This window comes from Rhodoferax sp. GT1R46 (genome assembly GCF_056521285.1).
Genome location: NZ_JBWMBC010000003.1, coordinates 148,727 through 168,173, shown reverse-complemented (window position 1 = coordinate 168,173; position 19,447 = coordinate 148,727). Strand labels below are relative to the sequence as shown.

13 protein-coding genes are annotated in these 19,447 nt (G+C 59.1%); 6 read left to right on the top strand and 7 right to left on the bottom strand.

Annotated elements, in window-relative coordinates; genetic code table 11:
• Positions 1–93: 93 nt before the first annotated feature.
• The 3 genes from AC097W_RS09340 to AC097W_RS09330 are packed head-to-tail and all read right to left on the bottom strand — an operon-like array spanning position 94 to position 2,803.
• Entirely contained in the window at positions 94–1,440 is a 1,347-nt protein-coding gene (locus tag AC097W_RS09340; RefSeq protein ID WP_479602430.1) for an MFS transporter, read from the bottom strand.
• A complete protein-coding gene (gene nth, locus AC097W_RS09335) occupies positions 1,437–2,075 on the bottom strand; it encodes an endonuclease III (RefSeq protein ID WP_479602230.1) in 639 nt (212 codons plus the stop codon). Before nth ends, AC097W_RS09340 begins: the two co-directional genes overlap by 4 nt.
• Positions 2,072–2,803: a dienelactone hydrolase family protein gene (locus AC097W_RS09330; RefSeq protein WP_479602229.1), complete on the bottom strand. Its 732-nt coding sequence runs from the start codon at positions 2,801–2,803 to the stop codon at positions 2,072–2,074. Before AC097W_RS09330 ends, nth begins: the two co-directional genes overlap by 4 nt.
• 52 nt (positions 2,804–2,855) lie before the next feature.
• Between AC097W_RS09330 and AC097W_RS09325 the strand changes: the two genes are divergently transcribed.
• The 4 genes from AC097W_RS09325 to AC097W_RS09310 all read left to right on the top strand — a co-directional run bounded on the left by AC097W_RS09325 (position 2,856) and on the right by AC097W_RS09310 (position 9,017).
• Positions 2,856–4,055, top strand: coding sequence for an aminotransferase-like domain-containing protein (locus AC097W_RS09325; protein ID WP_479602228.1), 1,200 nt, complete (start codon positions 2,856–2,858; stop codon positions 4,053–4,055).
• 42 nt (positions 4,056–4,097) lie between these two features.
• Positions 4,098–7,262: an ATP-binding protein gene (locus tag AC097W_RS09320; RefSeq protein ID WP_479602227.1), complete on the top strand. Its 3,165-nt coding sequence runs from the start codon at positions 4,098–4,100 to the stop codon at positions 7,260–7,262.
• A 71-nt stretch (positions 7,263–7,333) separates the two neighbouring features.
• Positions 7,334–7,930, top strand: a complete 597-nt coding sequence (locus AC097W_RS09315; protein ID WP_479602226.1) for a DUF2889 domain-containing protein — start codon at positions 7,334–7,336, stop codon at positions 7,928–7,930.
• A 298-nt stretch (positions 7,931–8,228) separates the two neighbouring features.
• A complete protein-coding gene (locus AC097W_RS09310) occupies positions 8,229–9,017 on the top strand; it encodes an SDR family NAD(P)-dependent oxidoreductase (protein ID WP_479602225.1) in 789 nt (262 codons plus the stop codon).
• 2 nt (positions 9,018–9,019) lie between these two features.
• Here AC097W_RS09310 and AC097W_RS09305 read toward each other — a convergent pair whose 3' ends face one another.
• From AC097W_RS09305 to AC097W_RS09290, 4 genes are all read right to left on the bottom strand, one after another.
• Positions 9,020–9,286, bottom strand: a complete 267-nt coding sequence (locus tag AC097W_RS09305; RefSeq protein WP_479602224.1) for a collagen-like protein — start codon at positions 9,284–9,286, stop codon at positions 9,020–9,022.
• Positions 9,287–9,398: 112 nt separating this feature from the next.
• Complete coding sequence (locus AC097W_RS09300; protein ID WP_479602223.1) at positions 9,399–12,539, bottom strand: PAS domain S-box protein; 3,141 nt, start codon at positions 12,537–12,539, stop codon at positions 9,399–9,401.
• A 127-nt stretch (positions 12,540–12,666) separates the two neighbouring features.
• A complete protein-coding gene (locus AC097W_RS09295) occupies positions 12,667–14,370 on the bottom strand; it encodes an ABC transporter ATP-binding protein/permease (protein ID WP_479602222.1) in 1,704 nt (567 codons plus the stop codon).
• Positions 14,371–14,652: 282 nt separating this feature from the next.
• Entirely contained in the window at positions 14,653–15,309 is a 657-nt protein-coding gene (locus tag AC097W_RS09290) for a hypothetical protein (RefSeq protein ID WP_479602221.1), read from the bottom strand.
• Positions 15,310–15,504: 195 nt separating this feature from the next.
• Between AC097W_RS09290 and AC097W_RS09285 the strand changes: the two genes are divergently transcribed.
• A complete protein-coding gene (locus AC097W_RS09285; protein WP_479602220.1) occupies positions 15,505–16,662 on the top strand; it encodes a T6SS phospholipase effector Tle1-like catalytic domain-containing protein in 1,158 nt (385 codons plus the stop codon).
• On the top strand, positions 16,652–19,447 hold the full coding sequence (locus AC097W_RS09280; protein ID WP_479602219.1) for a hypothetical protein: 2,796 nt from the start codon (positions 16,652–16,654) through the stop codon (positions 19,445–19,447). Before AC097W_RS09285 ends, AC097W_RS09280 begins: the two co-directional genes overlap by 11 nt.

Genomic DNA, 19,447 nt, shown 5'->3' with positions numbered 1-19,447 from the left:
TGTGCGGTCGCCAACACTCAGGAGTCGGTCGGAGATACCCTACGCAGGCGTTGATGGCTCTGGCCTTGGCATGAGCGAGATCCAATCCCCGCTTTAACCCGACACCACAAGGTGTTCAGCCCGCAAGCGCCAGGCCGCAACAATCGCCAGGGCGCAAATGCCGGCCAGCATGAGAAATGATTCATTGAACGCCAACAGGCGTGTGGGGTTGGTGGTAGGGTGCGCAAGCGATTGCCCATGCGCCGCCAGTCGCCACTCCAGCACAATGGCGCACAGGCTGACGCCGGTGGCTCCGCCCACCATTCGCACAAAGTTGATAACGCTGGAGCCCTGGGGAATCAGGTGCGAGGGCAAGCCCCGCATCGAGCCCAGATTGAGCGAGGGCAAAATGAAACCCAGACCGATACGCCCGACAATGGCCCATGCCACGATCACCCAGATGGAGGTTTGCAGGTCCACCGTCACCATCAGTGCAAAGCCCAGCGCCAGCAGTGTCAAGCCAACGCTGACCAGCCGATGGGCCGGTTGACGGTCCGCAAGGCGGCCAACGTAGGCGATGGTGATGGCCAGCACTGCGCCGGCGGGTAGCAGCATGGTGCCCACATGCGAGGCTGAAAGCCCCAATCCCATTTGCAGGTAAACCGGCAACAGATAGGTGGAGCCAAACAGAGCCGTGCCATAGATGAATGCGACGATGCTTCCCATGGCGAACTGGCGGTGGTTAAACAGTGCCAGATTCATCAGCGGCGCCTGCTGGTGCGGCCCACGGTGGGTGTGACTGAGACGCTGCTGCCATTTCACAAAAACGACCAGCGCTACTACCGACGCGCCGAGCAGGAAGGCAGACCTGGCAGCGCCACCGCTTTGCAGCGTGACCATGCCGTTCAGCAGGCAGAGCGTGGCCACCGTGGCGAGCACCAGGCCGCGCCAGTCCACCAATAGTCCGCCCACGCTGGGGCCAATGGCGGGTGCCAGAACAACCCCCATGCCAAAGATACCGCTGGCACGCCCCTGCTCATTGGATGCGAAAGCCCGCAAGATGATGATGGCCGGAATGGGCTGCACCACACCCGCGGCCAGTCCTTCAGCCACGCGCGCCGCCAGCACCAGATCGAAATGGCTGCTCAACCCGCCCGCCATGCCACCGGCGAGCAGCAGCAGCATGGCCCAGGAGTAGGTCTTGCGGTAGCCATAGCGCGACAGCAGCCAGGGGGTGGTCAGCATCGACACCGTCATGGCCACCATGAAACCCGAAGACACCCATTGCAACCGGTCTTGCCCCAGACCAAAGAAGCGGCTCATGTCCGGTACCGCCACGTTGATGATGGTGGACGACATGATCGACGCCATGGTGCCAATCATGACCGAGAGCAGCAGCAGCCAGCGATAGCGCGGCCCGTGGTGCGCCTGTAAAGAGGCGAGGGTGTCGAGCCGGATCATGGCGCGGCGGTCTTGGGCTTGAAGTCGCAGTAGGCTGCCACTGCACATTGCCAGCACTGCGGCTTGCGTGCCTGGCATACATAGCGGCCCAGCAAAATCAGCCAGTGGTGGGCATCCACCAGATAGGCCGCAGGAATACGCTTGAGCAGCTGCATCTCTACTTCATACGGGTTCTTCCCCGGCCCCAGGCCCGTGCGGTTGGCGACCCTGAAAATGTGCGTGTCCACTGCCATGGTGGCCTCGCCAAACGCTGAGTTCAGCACCACGTTGGCCGTCTTGCGGCCCACCCCGGGCAGTGCCTCCAGCGCCTGGCGTGAGCGCGGAACCCGCCCGCCGTGCAGCTCCACCAGCATGCTGCAGGTTTGCATCAGGTGCTTGGCCTTGCTGTGGTACAGACCAATAGTCTTGATGTAGCGCTCCAGCCCCTCCAGGCCCAGATCCAGAATGGCCTGCGGTGTGTTGGCCACAGGAAACAGCTTGCGCGTGGCCTTGTTCACGCCGACGTCAGTGGCCTGCGCACTGAGCAGCACGGCCACCAGCAGTTCAAACACGCTGCTGTATTCCAGCTCGGTTACTGGCGTGGGGTTGGCTGCCTGCAGTGTCCCAAAAAAACGGGGAATATCAGCGGTTTTCATTGAAGCGTCCTTTTGAACAGGTTAAACAGCCTCTCCCAATGACGCTCGGCTGCAGGCTGGTTATAGATTGCGCCCCGTTTTGGGAACACAAAGCCATGCTCGACCCCCGGGTACCACTCAATGCGGTGGGGTGTGCCTGCAAGTTGCAGCGCTGATTGCAGTGTTTCAATGTCTGCGGGTGGAGCCCACCGGTCTGTTTCGGCACACGCAAAGTAGCACTCGCACAAAATCTTGCCCGCCATGCGGTGGGGCGAATCCAGCGCATCCGTAGCCATGTGGGCACCGTGAATGGAGGCAATGCTGTTGAAACGCCCGGGGTAAGCGGCTGCAGCCCACATCACAAACGGGCCACTCATGCAATAACCCACAGCGCCGATGCGGCTGGCATTGGCCTGTGGCTGGGTGTCCACAAAATGCAGCAAAGCAGCCGTATCGCAAGCGGTCGTGGTGGCGTTGAGAGACTCCATGAGTCCGAACATGCGTGCCATGCCGCCCTCGGTGCGTTCGGTCAATGCGAAGTCGCGGGTAGACCGGTAATACAGGTTGGGTAGCACCACGAAGTAGCCCACTGACGCAATGCGCCTCGCCATGTCGTGCAGCTCCTCACGCTTGCCCGGTGCGTCCATGTAGAACAGAACAACGGGAAAAGGCCCACCTTCTTCCGGGTGCACCACAAAGGCATTCATGGCGCCATCGGCGGTGGGAATGTCAAGGTGATGTTCGATCATGGGATACCTTCGGTCACAATGGGGATTATCTCAATGTGACCAGTTTAAGACCATGCCACTCCAATTTGCAGACCGCCTGAACAACGTAGAAACCTCCGCCATCCGCGAACTCTTCAAGCTGCTGGGCAAGCCCGGCATCATCAGCTTTGCGGGCGGCTTTCCCGATAGCGCCATGTTTGACGTGGATGGCATCAAGGAGGCAGTCAGCGCTGCACTGGCCCAAGAGCCAGGCGCTGCACTGCAATACGGCGCCACCGAGGGCTATAGCCCATTGCGCGAACAGTTGGCCGCTTTTATGGCCAGCAAGGGCGCCAAAGACGTGGCCCCGGATCAATTGATCGTCACCACCGGCAGCCAGCAGGCCTTGGACCTGTTGGGAAAAACCATGATCAGCCCGGGCGACAAGGTCATCGTGGAAGGCCCCACGTTTCTGGCCACCATCCAGTGCTTTCGACTGTACGGCGCTGAATTGATCAGCGCGCCCATTGATGCCCATGGTGTCCAGACCGACACGCTGGAAGCGCTGATTGCCGAGCACAAGCCCAAGTTTGTGTACCTGATACCCACCTTCGGCAACCCCAGCGGCGCCATGCTGAGCCTGGAGCGCCGCAAGCGCGTGCTGGAGCTGGCTGTGAAGTACCAGACCCTGATTGTGGAAGATGACCCGTATGGCGATTTGTACTTTAACGATGCGCCGCCACCCAGTTTGCTTGCCCTGAGCCCGGAGGTGCCCGGTAGCCGCGAACTGTTGGCGCACTGCGGTTCACTCAGCAAGGTGCTGAGCCCCGGGCTGCGGGTGGGCTGGATGATTGCGCCGGCCGAGCTTCTGGCCAAAGCCACCATGTGCAAGCAGTTCAGTGACGCACACACCAGCACCTTTGCCCAGGCTACCGCCGCCCAGTACCTCAAGGCCGGTCGCATGCCCGCTACGCTGGCCCATGTGCGCAAGGTCTACGGCGAGCGTGCATTGGCCATGGGCAATGCGCTGCGCAAAGACCTCGGCGACGCGATTGAGTTTGTGCAGCCACAAGGGGGCCTTTTTGTTTGGGCGCGCCTGACGGGTGCCGGCGGCAAGCTGAAGGATGGTGCCGAACTGGCCCGGCGTGCTATCGAGAAAGGCGTTGCCTTTGTGCCAGGTGCGCCGTTCTATGCATCCAACCCGGATCTGTCCACACTTCGGCTGAGCTTCGCCACGGCCGATGTTGCCAAGATCGAGGAGGGCGTAGGGCGGCTGGCCCAGGCGGTTGTCTGACTGGTCCACTGAATCCGCAGTTCGATAACCTTCGGGGTACACATGACGTCCAGACTGCAGACAGAAAACGCTGAAGCCATACGCCTGCAGGCGCTCATCGACTTTCAGATTCTGGATACGGGGCCGGAGGAGGCGTTTGACGAAATAACGCGGCTGGCTGTTGTTCATTTTGGCATGCCCATTGCGTTGGTCTCGTTGATAGACTCCGAACGCCAGTGGTTCAAATCCCGTGTGGGGCTGGATGCCAGCCAGACGCCCCGTGACATTGCGTTCTGCAATATTGCCATCCAGTCAGACAGCGTGATGGTTGTGGAAGACGCCGCCCAAGACTTGCGGTTTGCGGACAACCCACTGGTTGTAGATGGGCCGCATATTCGTTTTTATGCGGGAGCCCCACTACTGACCGGGGCCGGTCGGGCCATCGGCACTTTGTGCGTGATTGACCTGGAACCGCACCAGTTCACCGAGGCGCAAAAGGCTACGCTGGCAGTGCTGGCCCGGCAAGTCGTCGCCCAAATGGAACTGCGCAAGAGAAACATGGTGCTTTCGCAGTCGCTTGATGCGCTGGCCGCAGAAAACGCACGACAGGAGTTGATTCGCCGCCAGGGTGAGGCGAATCTGGCCCTGCTGGATGGTTTGGCCAAGCAGGTTCCCGGTGCCTTGTATCAGTTTCAATCCTGGCCTGATGGACGGACATTTTTCCCGTATGCCAGCGAGGGCATTCAGGAAATATATGAGGTTACACCAGAGCAGGTTCGCCTGGATGGTGCACTGGTGTTTCAACGCGTGCACCCGGACGACCTGAAAGCTGTAGCCGAGTCCATCGGTCAGTCCGCCGAAACATTGCAACCCTGGCATTGTGAATACCGTGTGGTATTGCCACGGCAGGGGCTTCGGTGGCGACTGGGGTCTGCCAATCCGCAAAAGCGGGATGACGGCAGCGTGCTGTGGCATGGCTTCATCACGGACATTACCGATCGCAAGCATCTGGAGCAGCAGCTCGCCACCAAGGACCGCTTCATGGAGCTGCTGGTCAACAACATTTCTGGCCTGGTGGCCTATTGGTCCAACGACCTGCGCTGCAGCTTCGCGAACCAGGCGTTCCTTGACTGGTTTGGCAAGTCCCCCGCTGAAATGGACAACATTCGTATGCAGGACCTGCAGGGTCAGGTGCTGTTCAAAAAGAATGAGCCCATGATTCAGGATGCTCTACAGGGCAAACAGGTGCGGTTTGAGCGAACCCTGTTGAAGCCGTCGGGGGAGTATGGCCACACTCTGGCGCAATACGTCCCCGATTGGGATGACGGGCGCGTGCGCGGATTCTTTGCAATCGTCACCGATGTCACCGACCTGAAGAAGGCGCAGGACCGGCTGGAAGAACTCAATGCATCGCTGGTCGAGCGAACACAGCAGGCGGAATCGGCAAACGCTGCCAAAAGCAGCTTTTTGGCCAGCATGAGCCACGAAATTCGTACCCCCATGAATGCCATTCTGGGAATGCTGGAGTTGATGGGCAACACCAGCCTGACCGACAAGCAAAGAGACTATGCCGACAAGGCGTGCGGTGCGGCACGTGCGCTACTGGGGATACTCAACGACATTCTGGACTTTTCCAAGGTCGAAGCGGGCAAATTGACCATGGATGTTCGACCATTTCGGGTCGATAGCCTGGTGCAGGATCTGTCGGTCATCATGATGGCCAACATTGGACCCAAAATCGTCAAGATCCACTTCACCGTAGAGCCCTGTGTACCGCCGTGCCTTGTGGGCGACGACATGCGGCTGCGCCAGATTTTGATCAACTTGGGCGGTAATGCTGTCAAGTTTACGGAGCAGGGCGAGATTCACGTGCGCATCCGCGACGTCCAGCGAACTGCACAGAACTGCCTGCTGGAGTTCTCGGTGCGCGACAGTGGCATCGGCATTGCGCCGGAGAACCAGATTCTGATATTCAGCGGATTTTCACAGGCAGAGACATCAACCACCCGGCGTTTCGGCGGTACAGGCCTGGGCCTGGCCATCAGCCAGCGTCTTGTTAGCCTGATGGGCGGGGAACTCAAGCTGAAGAGCGTTCTGGGCGAAGGTAGTACCTTCTATTTCCAGATTGAACTGCCTGTTGCGCGGGACTTTGCTGCAGCGCCTGTTTTGACTGGCCGGTCTGCCCGGGCCATTTCCCGGCGATTGCCGGGCATGCGCATTCTGGTGGTGGAAGACAACCGTCTGAATCAGCAAGTGGCGCAGGAGCTTTTGCAGGCTGAGGGCGCAGTGGTCACACTGGCTGATAACGGTGCTTTGGGTGTTCGTGCGGTAGCCGATGCGGATCCGGCATTTGATGTCGTGCTGATGGATGTGCAAATGCCGGTGATGGACGGATACGCTGCCACCCGGGTCATTCGGCAGGAACTGGGCCTGACGGCGCTTCCCATCATTGCCATGACCGCCAATGCCATGGCCTCTGACCTGGAGGAGAGTTCCGCAGCCGGCATGAATGCCCATGTCAGCAAGCCTTTTGATCTGACCCATTTGATTGCGACCATCCTGCATCACACCGGGTTCAAGTCAACTGCCCCAAGTGCGCCTGCGGCGGCGGGCCAGTTGCCATCGCAGGATGATGCAATGGATGTTCAGGGCGCACTGCAGAGAATCGGTGGCGACATTGCGCTATTCACCCGAATCCTCCAGGATTTCCTGCAGCAACTGCCGCAGACACTAGGCGAGCTGGAAGTCCATTTGCAGCAAGATGAGATCGGTCTGGCTCGCCGACTGATGCACACCTTGAAGGGAGTCGCCGGCACCGTCGGGGCCAACCGCCTGTCACGGGCGGCCGCCCAACTGGAGCAAGAACTAGCAGGACCCGAAGCGTCCCCACAGCGCTTGGCATTGCTTGCTTCGCTTGTAGACAACGTGCATACCCTCACGCCGCTACTGGTTTCTTTGATCGATCGTCTGAACGTTCCAGAGTTGAACGAAGGGGCGGGTCCTGGCGCGTCTGCGCCAAATTGGAATCAGGCATTTGGCGATTTTTGCAAGCTGCTTAGCGCCTCGGATTTTGCAGCGATGGAAGCCTATGCCCAACTGCGGCAGCAATTCGGTAGCCGTTTCCAGAGTCTGTTCCTGGCGTTGGATGGGCTCATGCCGAACCTGGAGTTCGACAAGGCATTGCGGGTTTGCCAGGAATTTGAAAAGCAGCCGATGGCCGGTTCTTGACGGCGGCTGAGGTGCCCCGTTGCGGGGACGGCAAAATACCCGTTGTCCATTTCAACCGCCAATAATCCCCCATGCCGCTGCCTGCCCCCCAATCCCGAACCCACCTGCACACGCGTAACGTCGTCTACCGCGGCTACCACCGTGAAGACGGCCTGTGGGACATTGAAGCCGAGATGACCGATGTGAAAACCTACGCGCTGGAGCGATCCGAGCGGGGTCCCATGCCCCCTGGCACGCCCGTGCATGACCTGGCGATTCGCGTCACGCTCGACGACGGCATGACCATTCGCGAAATTTCCAGCGCCATGACGCACACGCCCTTTGGCGAATGCCAGCAGGGCAACGATCCGATGCAGAAGATGGTGGGTGCGACGATCGGCGCTGGGTGGCGCTACACCATCGACCGCGCCATAGGCGGCGCAGATGGCTGCACCCATTTGCGCGAGATGCTTTTCAACCTGGCCACAGCGGCTTATCAGACCATTCCTTCGTATCGTGAGTGCCTGCGCAGGCAGGCGGGGGTGCCCGCCGCTCAGAGCGCCGAGCCGCCGTTTTACGTGGGCAAATGCATTGGCTGGGCTTTCGACGGACCCGTGGTGCAGCGCCACCACCCGGAGTTTGCTGGCTGGCAGCCGATCAAGCGCGTCGGCAAGCCTGAGGCGGGTTAATCTGCTATGTAAATAATAGCTGCTTGAGCAGTATCGGTGGGGGTTAGCGGCCTTTTTTATGTGATTTTCCCTGCATGCTTGACTGGACCGCGTCACTCCCCAGTTCACGCAGCGCATCGGCCACGATGCCAAATCGCGCCATGCCGGGCAGTTCACCGGGCCGGGCGTTTTCGTGTAACAGGGTCAGGGCGGATTGCTATTGAATTGGTAGCTGCTTACGCAATGGGCACGGGGGCTGACGCCCTATCCAGCCCATGGATCATGCGGCACAATGGAACAAACAACCCAAGGAGACTCCATGAGTGAACGCAAAGTTGCCATTGTTACCGGCTCGGCAACCGGTGTGGGCGCTGCCACCGCGCTGCTGCTTGCCCGGCGCGGCTACAACGTGCTGATCAACTACTCCAAGAGTATCGTTGAAGCGCAGGAATCGCAGGCTGCCTGCCAGAGCGCGGGCGCAGACACCCTGCTGGTGCGGGGCGATGTGGCGGTGGATGCCGACTGCAGGGCCATTGCGCAGGCCGCTTTTACACGCTGGGGGCGCATCGATGCCTTGGTGAACAACGCGGGCATCACCTCATTTGCCGGTGCCGCCAACTGGGACGCGCTGGACGCGCAGACCTTTCAGCACATTCTGGGTGTCAACACGGTGGGTGCTTTTCAGATGGTGCGTGCCTGTGCGCCGCATCTCAGGGAGGGGGGCGAAGGCGCTATCGTCAATGTGTCTTCCATTGCCGGGGCACTGGGTATTGGCTCATCGGTGCCCTACATCGCATCCAAGGGAGCGGTCAATGCCATGACGCTCTATCTGGCGCGTGCACTGGCGCCTGAAATTCGGGTGAATGCCGTCTGTCCGGGGCTCATTACCTCGCGCTGGTTTGTCGACGGAATCGGCCGGGAGGGCTATGAGAAGGTGAAGGCGTCTTATGAAAAAGCCACGCCGCTAGGGCGTGCCTGCAGCCCTGAGGACGTGGCCGAGGCCGTGGTTTGGCTGGTGGACGGTGCCCGCACCGTCACGGGTGAGCTGGTGTTGCTGGACTCCGGCATGCACCTGGGGGGCCAGGTGAACGTGCCGGGTAAAGCCTGATATCAACGTGCGGGTGGTACGACTACGATGGTGCTGCCATCGAGACCGGTATTGCCCGTATTTCCGGTTGCACCTGTAGCACCTGTGGCGCCCGTGTAACCTGTTTCGCCAGTGTTACCGGTATTGCCGGTGTTACCTTGCCGTCCGGTAGCACCGGTCGCGCCGGTGTAACCGGTATCGCCCGTGTTGCCTTGGGGACCCATGGGGCCCGTACAAGCACCCAGACCCAGCACGGCAGCCAAAGCCACCAATGTCAATGAATATTTCATAACGATTCCTTTTGTGTAGTACGCGGCCAAAACGGACCGCTACCTGCACTGTGTTCCGAATGGTGCGGGGAGTCTGTTCGCTGCAACACACCCGTCGGTTGGAGGTCGTAAATCAACGGGTCTGTGGCCGACCTCGGTTGGGCTCTTCTTCAGCGGAGTGACCTTCTTGTGTTTGTGAGAAGACCAGTGCCTCGTTCAAGGCTTCCATGAACTGACTGACCTTGATGGGTTTGGTGATGTACCGGAAGAAACCTGCATGAAGCCCTTTTGCGATGTCGCCAGGGGCTGCATTGGCGCTGACCGCGATGATCGGGATGTGCGTTGTGGTTGGGTCTGCCCGCAGGATGCGCATGGCATCAATTCCGCTGATGCCGGGCAGGTTGACGTCCATCAGAATCACCTGTGGCTGGTAGGCCCGCGCAAATTCGATACCCATGTTGCCATCCGACGCACTGAGCAGGTGCAGGTCAGAGCGCCTGGAGATCAGTTGCTCCACCAGTTCCAGGTTGGCCGGGTTGTCTTCTACATAGAGGAGGGTGTGCAGCTGCGAGCCCAAAGGTGCCGGTAGCAGTGCCTGCTCCGCGTGCTCCGCCCCCATTGCCGACAGTTGCGGGGCCACAGTCAGGTCCAGTTCGAACCAGAACACGCTACCCACGCCGACCTCGCTGTCTGCGCCGATGGTGCCGCCCATCAACTCGACCAGTCGCTTGGTCACGACCAGGCCAATGCCTGTGCCTTCCTCCGTGCTGTTTTCCTTGCCGAGGCGATTGAAGGGCTGGAAAAGCTGCGCAAGTTGCTCCGGTGACAACCCGAGACCCGTGTCCCGAACGCTGATGCGAATCGAATCCGCAGTACCGAGTACGAATTCCACTGAAACCGCGCCGTCGGGGCGGTTGTACTTGACCGCGTTGAACAGGAGATTCACCAGAATCTGTTTGACACGGGTGCGGTCCGCCAGCACAAAGTAGGGTGCATGGAATTGCGGGAAGGTCATGCCAATGCCGCGCTTTTGTGCCTGCGGCTCGATCATGTTCTGGCACTCCAGCATCACCTCGTTCAGTGAGACAGCCTCTCTGGACAGGGTTAACCGGCCCGACTCAATCAAGGCAAGGTCCAGAATCTCGTTGATCAATTCCAGCAAGTACCAGCCCGCAGTCAATATCTGATCGATGTTGCGTTTCTGGATGGGCGTGGGCGCCGGCATACCGGTGTCAAGGAGCTGGGCGAAGCCCAGGATGGCATTGAGTGGTGTGCGCAACTCATGGCTCATGCTGGACAGGAATTCGGATTTGGCGCGATTGGCTTTTTCTGCCGCGGCCGTAGCCGCTTCCAGCTCCACGTTATTGTTTTGCAGCGCCAGCTCAAACTGCTTGCGCTCGGTGATGTCGCGGGCCGCTGCGAACACGCCCTGCAAATTGCGGTCCCGGTCATGGAAGGTGGTCGCGTTGTAGGACACAACCGTCTCAGTCCCATCCCTGGCATGGGCGGTCAATTCGTAGTTGGTGACCTTGCCTTCGCTCAGCACACGGCTGATGGCGGCGTCGGCCCGATCGGGGTCGGTAAAGAATTTCTTGAAGGGGGCCCCGATCAATTCATCACGCGAGCAGCCGGTCAGCGCCTGCATTTGCTGGTTGACGTCGCTGATGATGCCGCGCGGGTCGGTGGTCATGATGGCGTCAATGTTCGACTCAATGAGCGAGCGGGTATAGAACTGCTGATCGCGCAAACGCTGGTCCAGCAGCGCCTGTTCTGCTTCAACGCGTTTACGCGCCGTGTTGTCGGTGCCAATCAGCAGGTAGCCGATGACCTTGTCCTGTTCATCACGCAACGCGGTGACCGACACAATCGCCGGAAACCGGCTGCCATCCTTGCGGATGTAGGTGAGTTCATAAATGTCTTCAATGCCGCGCGAGGCCTTGAACACCAGCGCTTCGAAGCCGGGTGTTATTGGCGTATTCAATTCCTGGCTCAGGGCGGCAGCCCGCGCAATCACTTCCCCGGCATCTGAAATGTCTGCCGGCGTGCTCTTGTTCATCACTTCTTCGGCCTTGTAGCCCAGCATGCGCTCGGCGCCAACGTTGAAAATCTGGATCACACCGTGCGCATCGGTGGCGATACTGGAGAAATTGGCACTGTTGAAAATGGCCTTTTGCAGGGCACCGGCCCGAATCAGGGCGTCCTCCGCCGCCTTGCGTGCGGTGTTGTCTGTGCCAATCAGAAGGTAGCCAATGACCTTGTCCTTGTCGTCCCGTAGCGCGGTGACCGACACGATTGCCGGGAAACGGCTGCCATCCTTGCGGATGTAGGTGAGCTCATAAATATCTTCAATGCCGCGTGACGCTTTGAACACCAGCGCTTCAAAGCCCGGGGTGATGGGGGTACTCAATTCCTGGCTCAGGGCGGCGGCCCGGGCTACCAGTTCCCCCGCATCTGAAATGTCAGCAGGCGTGCTCTTGTTCATCACTTCTTCGGCCTTGTAGCCCAGCATGCGCTCGGCACCGACGTTGAAAATCTGGATCACACCCTGCGCATCGGTGGCAATGCTGGAGAAATTGGCGCTCTGAAAAATCGCGTCCTGCAAGGCCCCGGTTTTCAGGACAGCCTCGCGTGCTTCCTGCGCCAGTGTTTCGTCGGCCGCGCGTTGGCGAATGGTTTTGAGTATCCGCAGAGTCAGAAATGCCAGAAAAATAAGGAGTACGGAAATGCTGCCGAAGATGATCGCCAGTCTTGATAACTCATTGGATTTGCGGTATTTGAGCAGGACTTGCTCATTGGCTTCGGCTCTTCTGGTGAGGTCACGCACCTGCTTGGCTGCCGCCAGACCTGCGGCGATCTGATCGCTTGACGCACTGTTACCGTCGGCTTCAAACAAATGGAGGCTCGCATCCAGCAGGACCATTCGCTGGGCGACCGCTGCTTGCAACTCTTCAATGAGCGCATGCTGTATGCCGTCGTCTTCTGTCAACACCAGCAACTCGTCAAAGTCCGGCTTGATCGCACTGATGGCCTCAGCGCGGTCTACCAAAAGGTTTTCTTCGCGTGTGAGAAAGTAAGCCCATTGTCGGGACTCGGCCCTGTCCACGTGGAAACGCATCTCATCCAACGTGGACATGACCTGCCTAGTATGGTCGACTGACTGGAACGGTGTCAGGGGCGTGACGATGTTCCAGGCAATCGCGCCTACCAGCAGCAAGACCGCCAGCGTCAGGCTGAAACCGGTCAGCAGCATCTGTTCAACGGTGGTTTTTTTCATTGTTCTTTTAGGTAGGGGCATCAAATCGAAAAATCTGCGCGTTTGGGGTGAAGCCCGACCGTAACACTCCTCCCGATTTCCCCATGTGCGCTGGCGCACCTTCGGCAAATACGTCTTCCAGTTCTTGCTACAGGTCGAAGCGATAGCCTGCTGCAGACCGTGCTTGCCACTGGCCATCGCCGGTCAGTTCCAGCACCTGCTTGTGGTATTTCAGGATGGTAGAGCGGTGCGCGACGCTGATCAGCGTGGTGTGGCTGGTCATCAGTTGCTGGTACAGATGGCCTTCGTTGGCTACGTCCAGTGCGCTGGTGGCTTCGTCCAGTATGGCGAACCGGGGACGCGTCAGCAGCACACGGGCGAAGGCAAGGCGTTGTTGTTCGCCGATGGACAGCACTTTTTCCCAATCCATCTCCACGTCCAGCCCGCCAAATCGGTCGGCCATATCGGGCAGGTTGACTTGCTCCAGCAACGCCAGGAGTTCTGCGTCTGGAACCTGCCGCTCCTTGTTGGGGTACAGGAGCTGGCTGCGCAGCGTGCCGAGCAGCATATAGGGCTGCTGGGGCAGGAAGAGGATGTCCTGTGGCGGGGGGCGTGTGATGACGCCGCTGCCGCAGTACCAGAGGCCGGCAATGGCGCGCAGCAATGAACTCTTTCCGGTGCCGCTGGTGCCAACAATCATCAGCCCTTCGCCGGGCGCAATCGCAATCGAGAGGTCCTTCACCAGAATGCGTTCACGATTGGGCGTGTGCAGGGTGACGCGTTCCAGTGATAAATGGGACCCCTGAACGGATTCAATGGCGCCCTTGGCGCGTGTGCGGTCCATGGGGCGGTCGTCCAGGACCCGTGAGAAAGTATCCAGACGGTCAATTCCTGCGGCAAACCGGCTGAGCCCTTCGAAGTTGTCCACAATCACGGAAATGGCGCTCAGCACGGCCGCAAAGGCTCCTGCGGCCTGAACGGCACGGCCGACTTCCAGCTCACCTGACAGCACATGGGAGGCAATGATGGCACTGGGCAGGACGATGGTCAACATGCTGTACCCGTACTGAAACAGGTTCAGGAAGAACTGGCTGCGAATGAGTTGGTTGTAGTTGTCGAATGCACCGGTAAAACGGCGCCTTACTTCTTTCAGCTCCTGCTTTTCCCCCCGATAAAAGGCAATGGATTCCGCATTTTCGCGGACACGGACCAGGCTGAACCGGAAATCCGCTTCCTGTCGCAGTTGGCGAAAGTTGAGCCCAATCAGCACCTTGCCGTAGACCAGCATGGTGATCAGCGTACCGGCTGTGGAGTAGAGAACCAGGAAGTAGACCAACTCGCGGGAAATGGACCACAGCACGCTGCTGAAGGCGATCAACTGCAGGATCGACCCGACGAGTATCAGCAGGAAGTAGAGGGAGCGTCCGGTGAAGGTGTTGATGTCTTCTGCGATGCGCTGGTCGGGGTTGTCGATTGCGACGTTGGAATTAAGCTCGTAGAAATGCCGGTCCTTGAAATAGCGGTCGAGAAACCGGTTGGTGAGCCACCTGCGCCATTGGTTGCCAAGATTGTCCCGAACGTAGTAGTAGAGGGCATAGAACGGCACAGCCGCGATCAGCAAGGCAAGAAATAATTTGATGGCGCTCCAGAAACGCTCACTGTCACGCGCTGCCAGGGCAGACGTGAATTCACCGGTCTGCTCGTTGAACAGTACCGCGAATCCGGTTTGGCCCAGCAGGAGCAGCACCAGCAGAACGAGCAGGCCCCAAGCCTTCCATCTTTCTTCCAGGCGCCAGTAAGGTGCTGCGAGATCCCAGAATCTTTGCCAAAGGCGTCGGCTGACTAACTTCATTGTCTTTTGTGCAAAGGGTTACTGGCTAGAGCCGTTTGGGAAATGAGCCCGCATGGACTGGTCGCCCGACAGTAACGGCATTTGCCTCCCCGGTATGTTCGGCTTCGCACACAGAAGCATAAGGATAAGGCCAGCGAGGCGGTCTGGCTAGTTATCCGGTAGTCAATGCGGGCTGGCGTACGGGTGTTGGACGGGGGCGGCGCTAAGGTCGATCAAGAGCCCCCCTTGGCCCGCTACAAGCCAGCGGCCAGACGCTTGCAGGCAAGTTTCAGTAGTTTGCGATCAGGATCCAATCAGGATATTTCGCTCAAACGTCAGTGTGTCGAACACGGTATAGACCCAGGGTGCGCCGGCAGCCTGTGACGACAGGCGGACGGTTTTGATGTTACGGCCACCGCTCGAAACGAACGTAATCGGATGCCAGCGTGCGAAGTAATTCGCGTTGTCGGTTCCATCCGGATTTTTCGTGCCGAACTGGGTTCGCGCTTTGCCCAGATAGGCCCCATTGGCATCGAAGGCATCGATGAAGGGCCGGTTGTCCGCATTGCCCAGGCCTTCAGGCGAGTTCATCGGAAACGCCCAGACTGTCACCGAATGCTGCAGTTGTGAAAAAGTGGCTTCAACCGCGCCCTGGCGGCCATCAAAAAGCACGTCGCCCCAGCCGGGCTTGTTGGACAGCGTGAGCACGTTTTTACCGGTCTGCGCAGTGCCCATTTGCAGGAGCATGGCATAGGCTGACCAGCGCTTTGCAGGGCTGGTGGTGAGGCTGGCAAAGGTCACACCCTCGTTCGCATAAACGGTATCCACAGCGGTACCGCTGGCCACATTGTCGAAATTGACGACCACAGATCGCCAGAAGTTGATAGGGGGCCTCAGTGGTGGGCGATTGATATCAATCACTCCACCCAAAGCGGTAATTTTTTTGTGGATGTCAGGCATAGCGGTCACTCCGTCGGGTTACAAAAGCGAAATCGGATTGCTCATTCAGTGTTGCATTCAGGTGCTATTTTTGGGTCCTGGTTATTTCAGGATCTTGATTTTTCGCAAGTCACCTAGAGAAAATTGCTATAAATTCCGTAGCTGGTAGCGCAATAAATACGGGGGCTAGAGGCCTTTTTAATGCATTAAATCCCCATGTCCAGAAACCTCGTGATCTTTTGTGACGGCACCGGCAACCAGTTTGGCAACCGCAACAGCAATGTGGTCAAACTCTTCAGCGCAGCGGTGCGTGACCCGCTGTGGCAGCTATGCCACTACGACCCAGGTGTGGGCACCTTTGGACTGCGGGAGGCACTGTTTGAGTGGCAGAAGGTTCCTGCCAAGATTTTCGGACTGGCATTTGGATGGGGGATTACGCGCAACGTGGAGGAGGCCTACGCCTTCCTCATGCGCAACTACCAGCCGGGGGACCGCATCTTCATCTTCGGGTTCAGTCGTGGTGCATTCACGGCACGGGCCATCGCCGGTATGGTGCATGCCATGGGGCTCATGTACCCTCAGCATGAAAACCTGATGGAATATGCGACCCGGCTGTTTCAAAAGGTTCCCAAGGGCGAGCGGGAGCAAAGCGAGTTTTTTGGGATCCAGCAGAAGTTCCGGCAACAATTTTCGCGGGACTGCAAGATCCATTTCCTGGGTCTTTGGGATACCGTCAAGACGGTGGGCTGGTTTGGATCTCCGGTCAGTTTTCCCTACACCCTCAACAATCCGTCTGTGTTCACGGTTCGGCATGCGCTGTCTATTGATGAGCGACGCTGCTTCTTTCGGCAAAACCTTTGGTCAGCCCTGAAAGGTCAGAACGTCAAGCAAGTGTGGTTTGCCGGAGTGCATTCGGATGTGGGTGGCGGCTACCCGGAAGTCGAAAGCGGCCTTGCCAAGATTTCTCTGGAATGGATGGCGCAGGAAGCCACGGCTGCGGGCCTTGCACTGGTTGAGAGTGCGCTGCAGAGCGTTCTGGGAAGTGGCTCCGGTGCGGGTGTGTATGCACAACCCAATGTCGTTGCGAGGCAACACGAATCACTCATGAAGGTTTGGTGGCTGGCGGAATGTTTGCCCCGTCGGTTTCAGGATCCCCGCCAGGACTTTGCCGTGACCTGGCGGTTTCCGCTGCTTCAATGGCGCGAGCTCGGAAAACGGCGATTTATCCGGCCCGAAGGCAGTGCCGTCCACCAGTCCGTGCTGGACCGCATGCAGGCGCAGCCTGGCTATTTACCGGACAACTTGCCTGCGGATTTGCCAATAGAGCCCTGGCACGCAACTAGCGCCACACCGGAGGTGCACCGTGAATCGTGAGGCATTTGGCGTGTTTGGGTCCCTGGGCAGCAGGCCTGTAGATGATGTTCTGGCAAAAGCACTGATTCTGGCGGGCCTGCTGCCGGATGCGTTTGCGGCGCAGTTCGGTGCTGCTAGTGGGCGACGCATACCGTGGGGGGCGCAATTTGCGCGATTCGCCGACAAGTGGTCTTTGGACCCCTTCTCGAACGCCGTGACGGTCTGCCCCGATCTCATCGCGGCACAACGGGCTTTGCGACGGGTGAGCGATGGATGGGCGCGCACGGCCCACCAGGCATCGCTTTCGTCCACCGTGCAAGAACTGTGGGCACAGTCTTTTGCTAGCCGGTTTCCCCGGGTGCGGCTGGCTGTCACCCCAATGCCTGAGGCATGGAATCCGCAGGAATTGACACAGCTTCTGATGAGTCCCGGCACCGGCGTTTGCAGTGTGTTTTTTAAGAAGCGAGTTGAAACCCACCTGCAATGGAACTGGCCTCTGCAGATCGGCGTGCCCCGGACACCCGTTGGTGAGCGTCTGCTGAAAATATTGAAGCAAGGGCGTTACCAACATCTCTACCAGCCGCGGGCAATCTCTGGCAGTCAGGAAACCTTTGACCTGCTGCTGCTGCCGGGAGAGCTGGTACCTGACGCCCCGTTGCCATTCGATCTGGAGGCTGTTCACGCTGGCGCCCTGCTGGTGCTGGAAGAAAAGCTGCCGGCTACTGCCCATAGCCTGCGGCCATTTGCCGGTTTTGCGCTGCATCGCTCCGGCTTCGGCCTGACCGGTGCGTGTTTCGTGGCACAGACGAAGTGGCCTGCCTGGATCAACACCGTGATGCGTGAGCTGTCTCACAAAGCGACGCTGGATGCGGCCCTTTTTCAGGCGAGCAAGGGCCCGCGCGAACATGCACAACCGCTTCTGGCTGCTGACCCGGACTTTCTGGAAAGGGCGCGCTTCGTCAAGCCGACTTTGCGCTCTGCAGCCGTACCCAGTGCCGACGTTCCGCGCATGCAGAAATCGGCCAAGCCACCAGCGACCGTGGTGTTTCGTAGCGCGGTTCCGATGGCCGTTCCAGCGGGCATCGACATAAGTGCCACAGCGAAAAGGGCGGCAGCGAAGAAAATTGCGCCAGTCAAGAAGTTCAAGAAACCGGCCGAAGAGCGGCATGTGCAGTGCAAAATTCTCAAGGGGAAATCAGGCTCACAAGCAGTGAAGCGGCTTGAATCCCGCCGTTCCTACCGTGCGCATATTCACATCGGCCCTGAGATCGACCTGGATGCCTTGCGCGCCGACGTGGTCTTCGACGAGTCACAGTTGCCGCCTTCGGACGATGGACATGATCTGCAGGTTGCGTTCTGTCCACTCGATACCAGCGCATCAAAAGACGGCGTCGTCCCGGCCATGGTGAAAACGATTCACCTGCCCAAAGTGGGCCCCAGTGAGGTCGCCCAGTTCAACTTCACCACGGGCGCGTATGCGCAAGGGTTTCGTGCGCGCATTCTGATCATGCATCGCACCCGTATTTTGCAAACGCTGATGCTGGCCGCTCCCACACCGAACAAGGACGTGGATACGGACCTTGCGCTGCGCCAGGAGAGTGTGGTCAACCCCGCATTTTCCAGCAGCGCTTCCGAAAAGCCTGCGGATATTGCTTTGGTTGGCAACGACAGCGCGGCCGGTTTTGCTGGCATTACCGCTGTCACCGCGGGAGGTGCAACATTCAGCGAGCCGGCCGGGCTGAATGTTCTGGTGGACACGATTGAGTCGCTGTTGTCGAAGGCCAATATCAGTACGGCCGGTGAAGACATGCAACTGGATGACCCGAAGCTGGTCGCTCTGATGATTCAATTGGCAAACCAGGGCGTGGCGCTGACCCGGGAGCTCAAACGGCAGATGAACCTGCCCGATTTTCAGAATGCCAAGCGCGTACAGGTGGTTGAGGCCCGGTCCAAGGCCTACCTTCCAGTGGAATTTGTATATACCGGCAAGGCGCCCACACTCAACGCCCGGCTGTGTCCGAACGCCAGGAAGGCACTCGCCGCCGGCGGCGCGGATGTGCACGGCACCTGCAAGAATGCTGGCGATTCCGGGACCGTTTGCCCTGCCGCGTTCTGGGGCTTCAGCAAGTGCATCGAGCGCCAACCCTTTGGTTTGACGGAGCAACATGTGTTCAGCATTCCCCAGCCGGGCGCCGATACGCTGGCTCCATTCAAGGCCGCGGTGCTGGCTGCGAGTGAAAAGGTAACCGCTGCCGACTTGACGGGCGCCGCGGGTGTGAAGACGGCGATTGCGGAGGTTGCCCAAACCGTGCGCATGGCAATGTCGTGGGATGACTGGCAGAAAGACATTCGCGCCAAGCCCGCGGCAACCTTGCTGGTGCTGTTACCACACTCCGACTTGTCGCTGGATTTTGTCAACATGCCGGCGCTTGAAATCCAGAAGAGCTGGCTTACCTCGGTGCAACTGGATGAGGCTTATGTACTGCCGCCCAATGGTGCTGGGCCGGGCCCCGTGGTTCTGCTGCTCGGATGCAGCACCGCGCTGGCTGACATTCCTTTCCTCAACTTTGTACGTGAGTTCAAGGCAGCGGGGGCGTCCATCGTGCTGGGCACGCTTGCGACCGTTCATGGAACGCATGCCACCGGGTTTGTTCGAGCCCTGCTCGACAAAATTCATCTGCGGGGGACGGGTCGGCCGTTTGATGAAATCCTGCTGGAGGTCAAACGTGAAATGCTGGCGGAGGGTGAGCCGTTTGTACTGAGCCTTGCCGCCTATGGCCACAGTTCGTGGCGCATTCAGACCTGA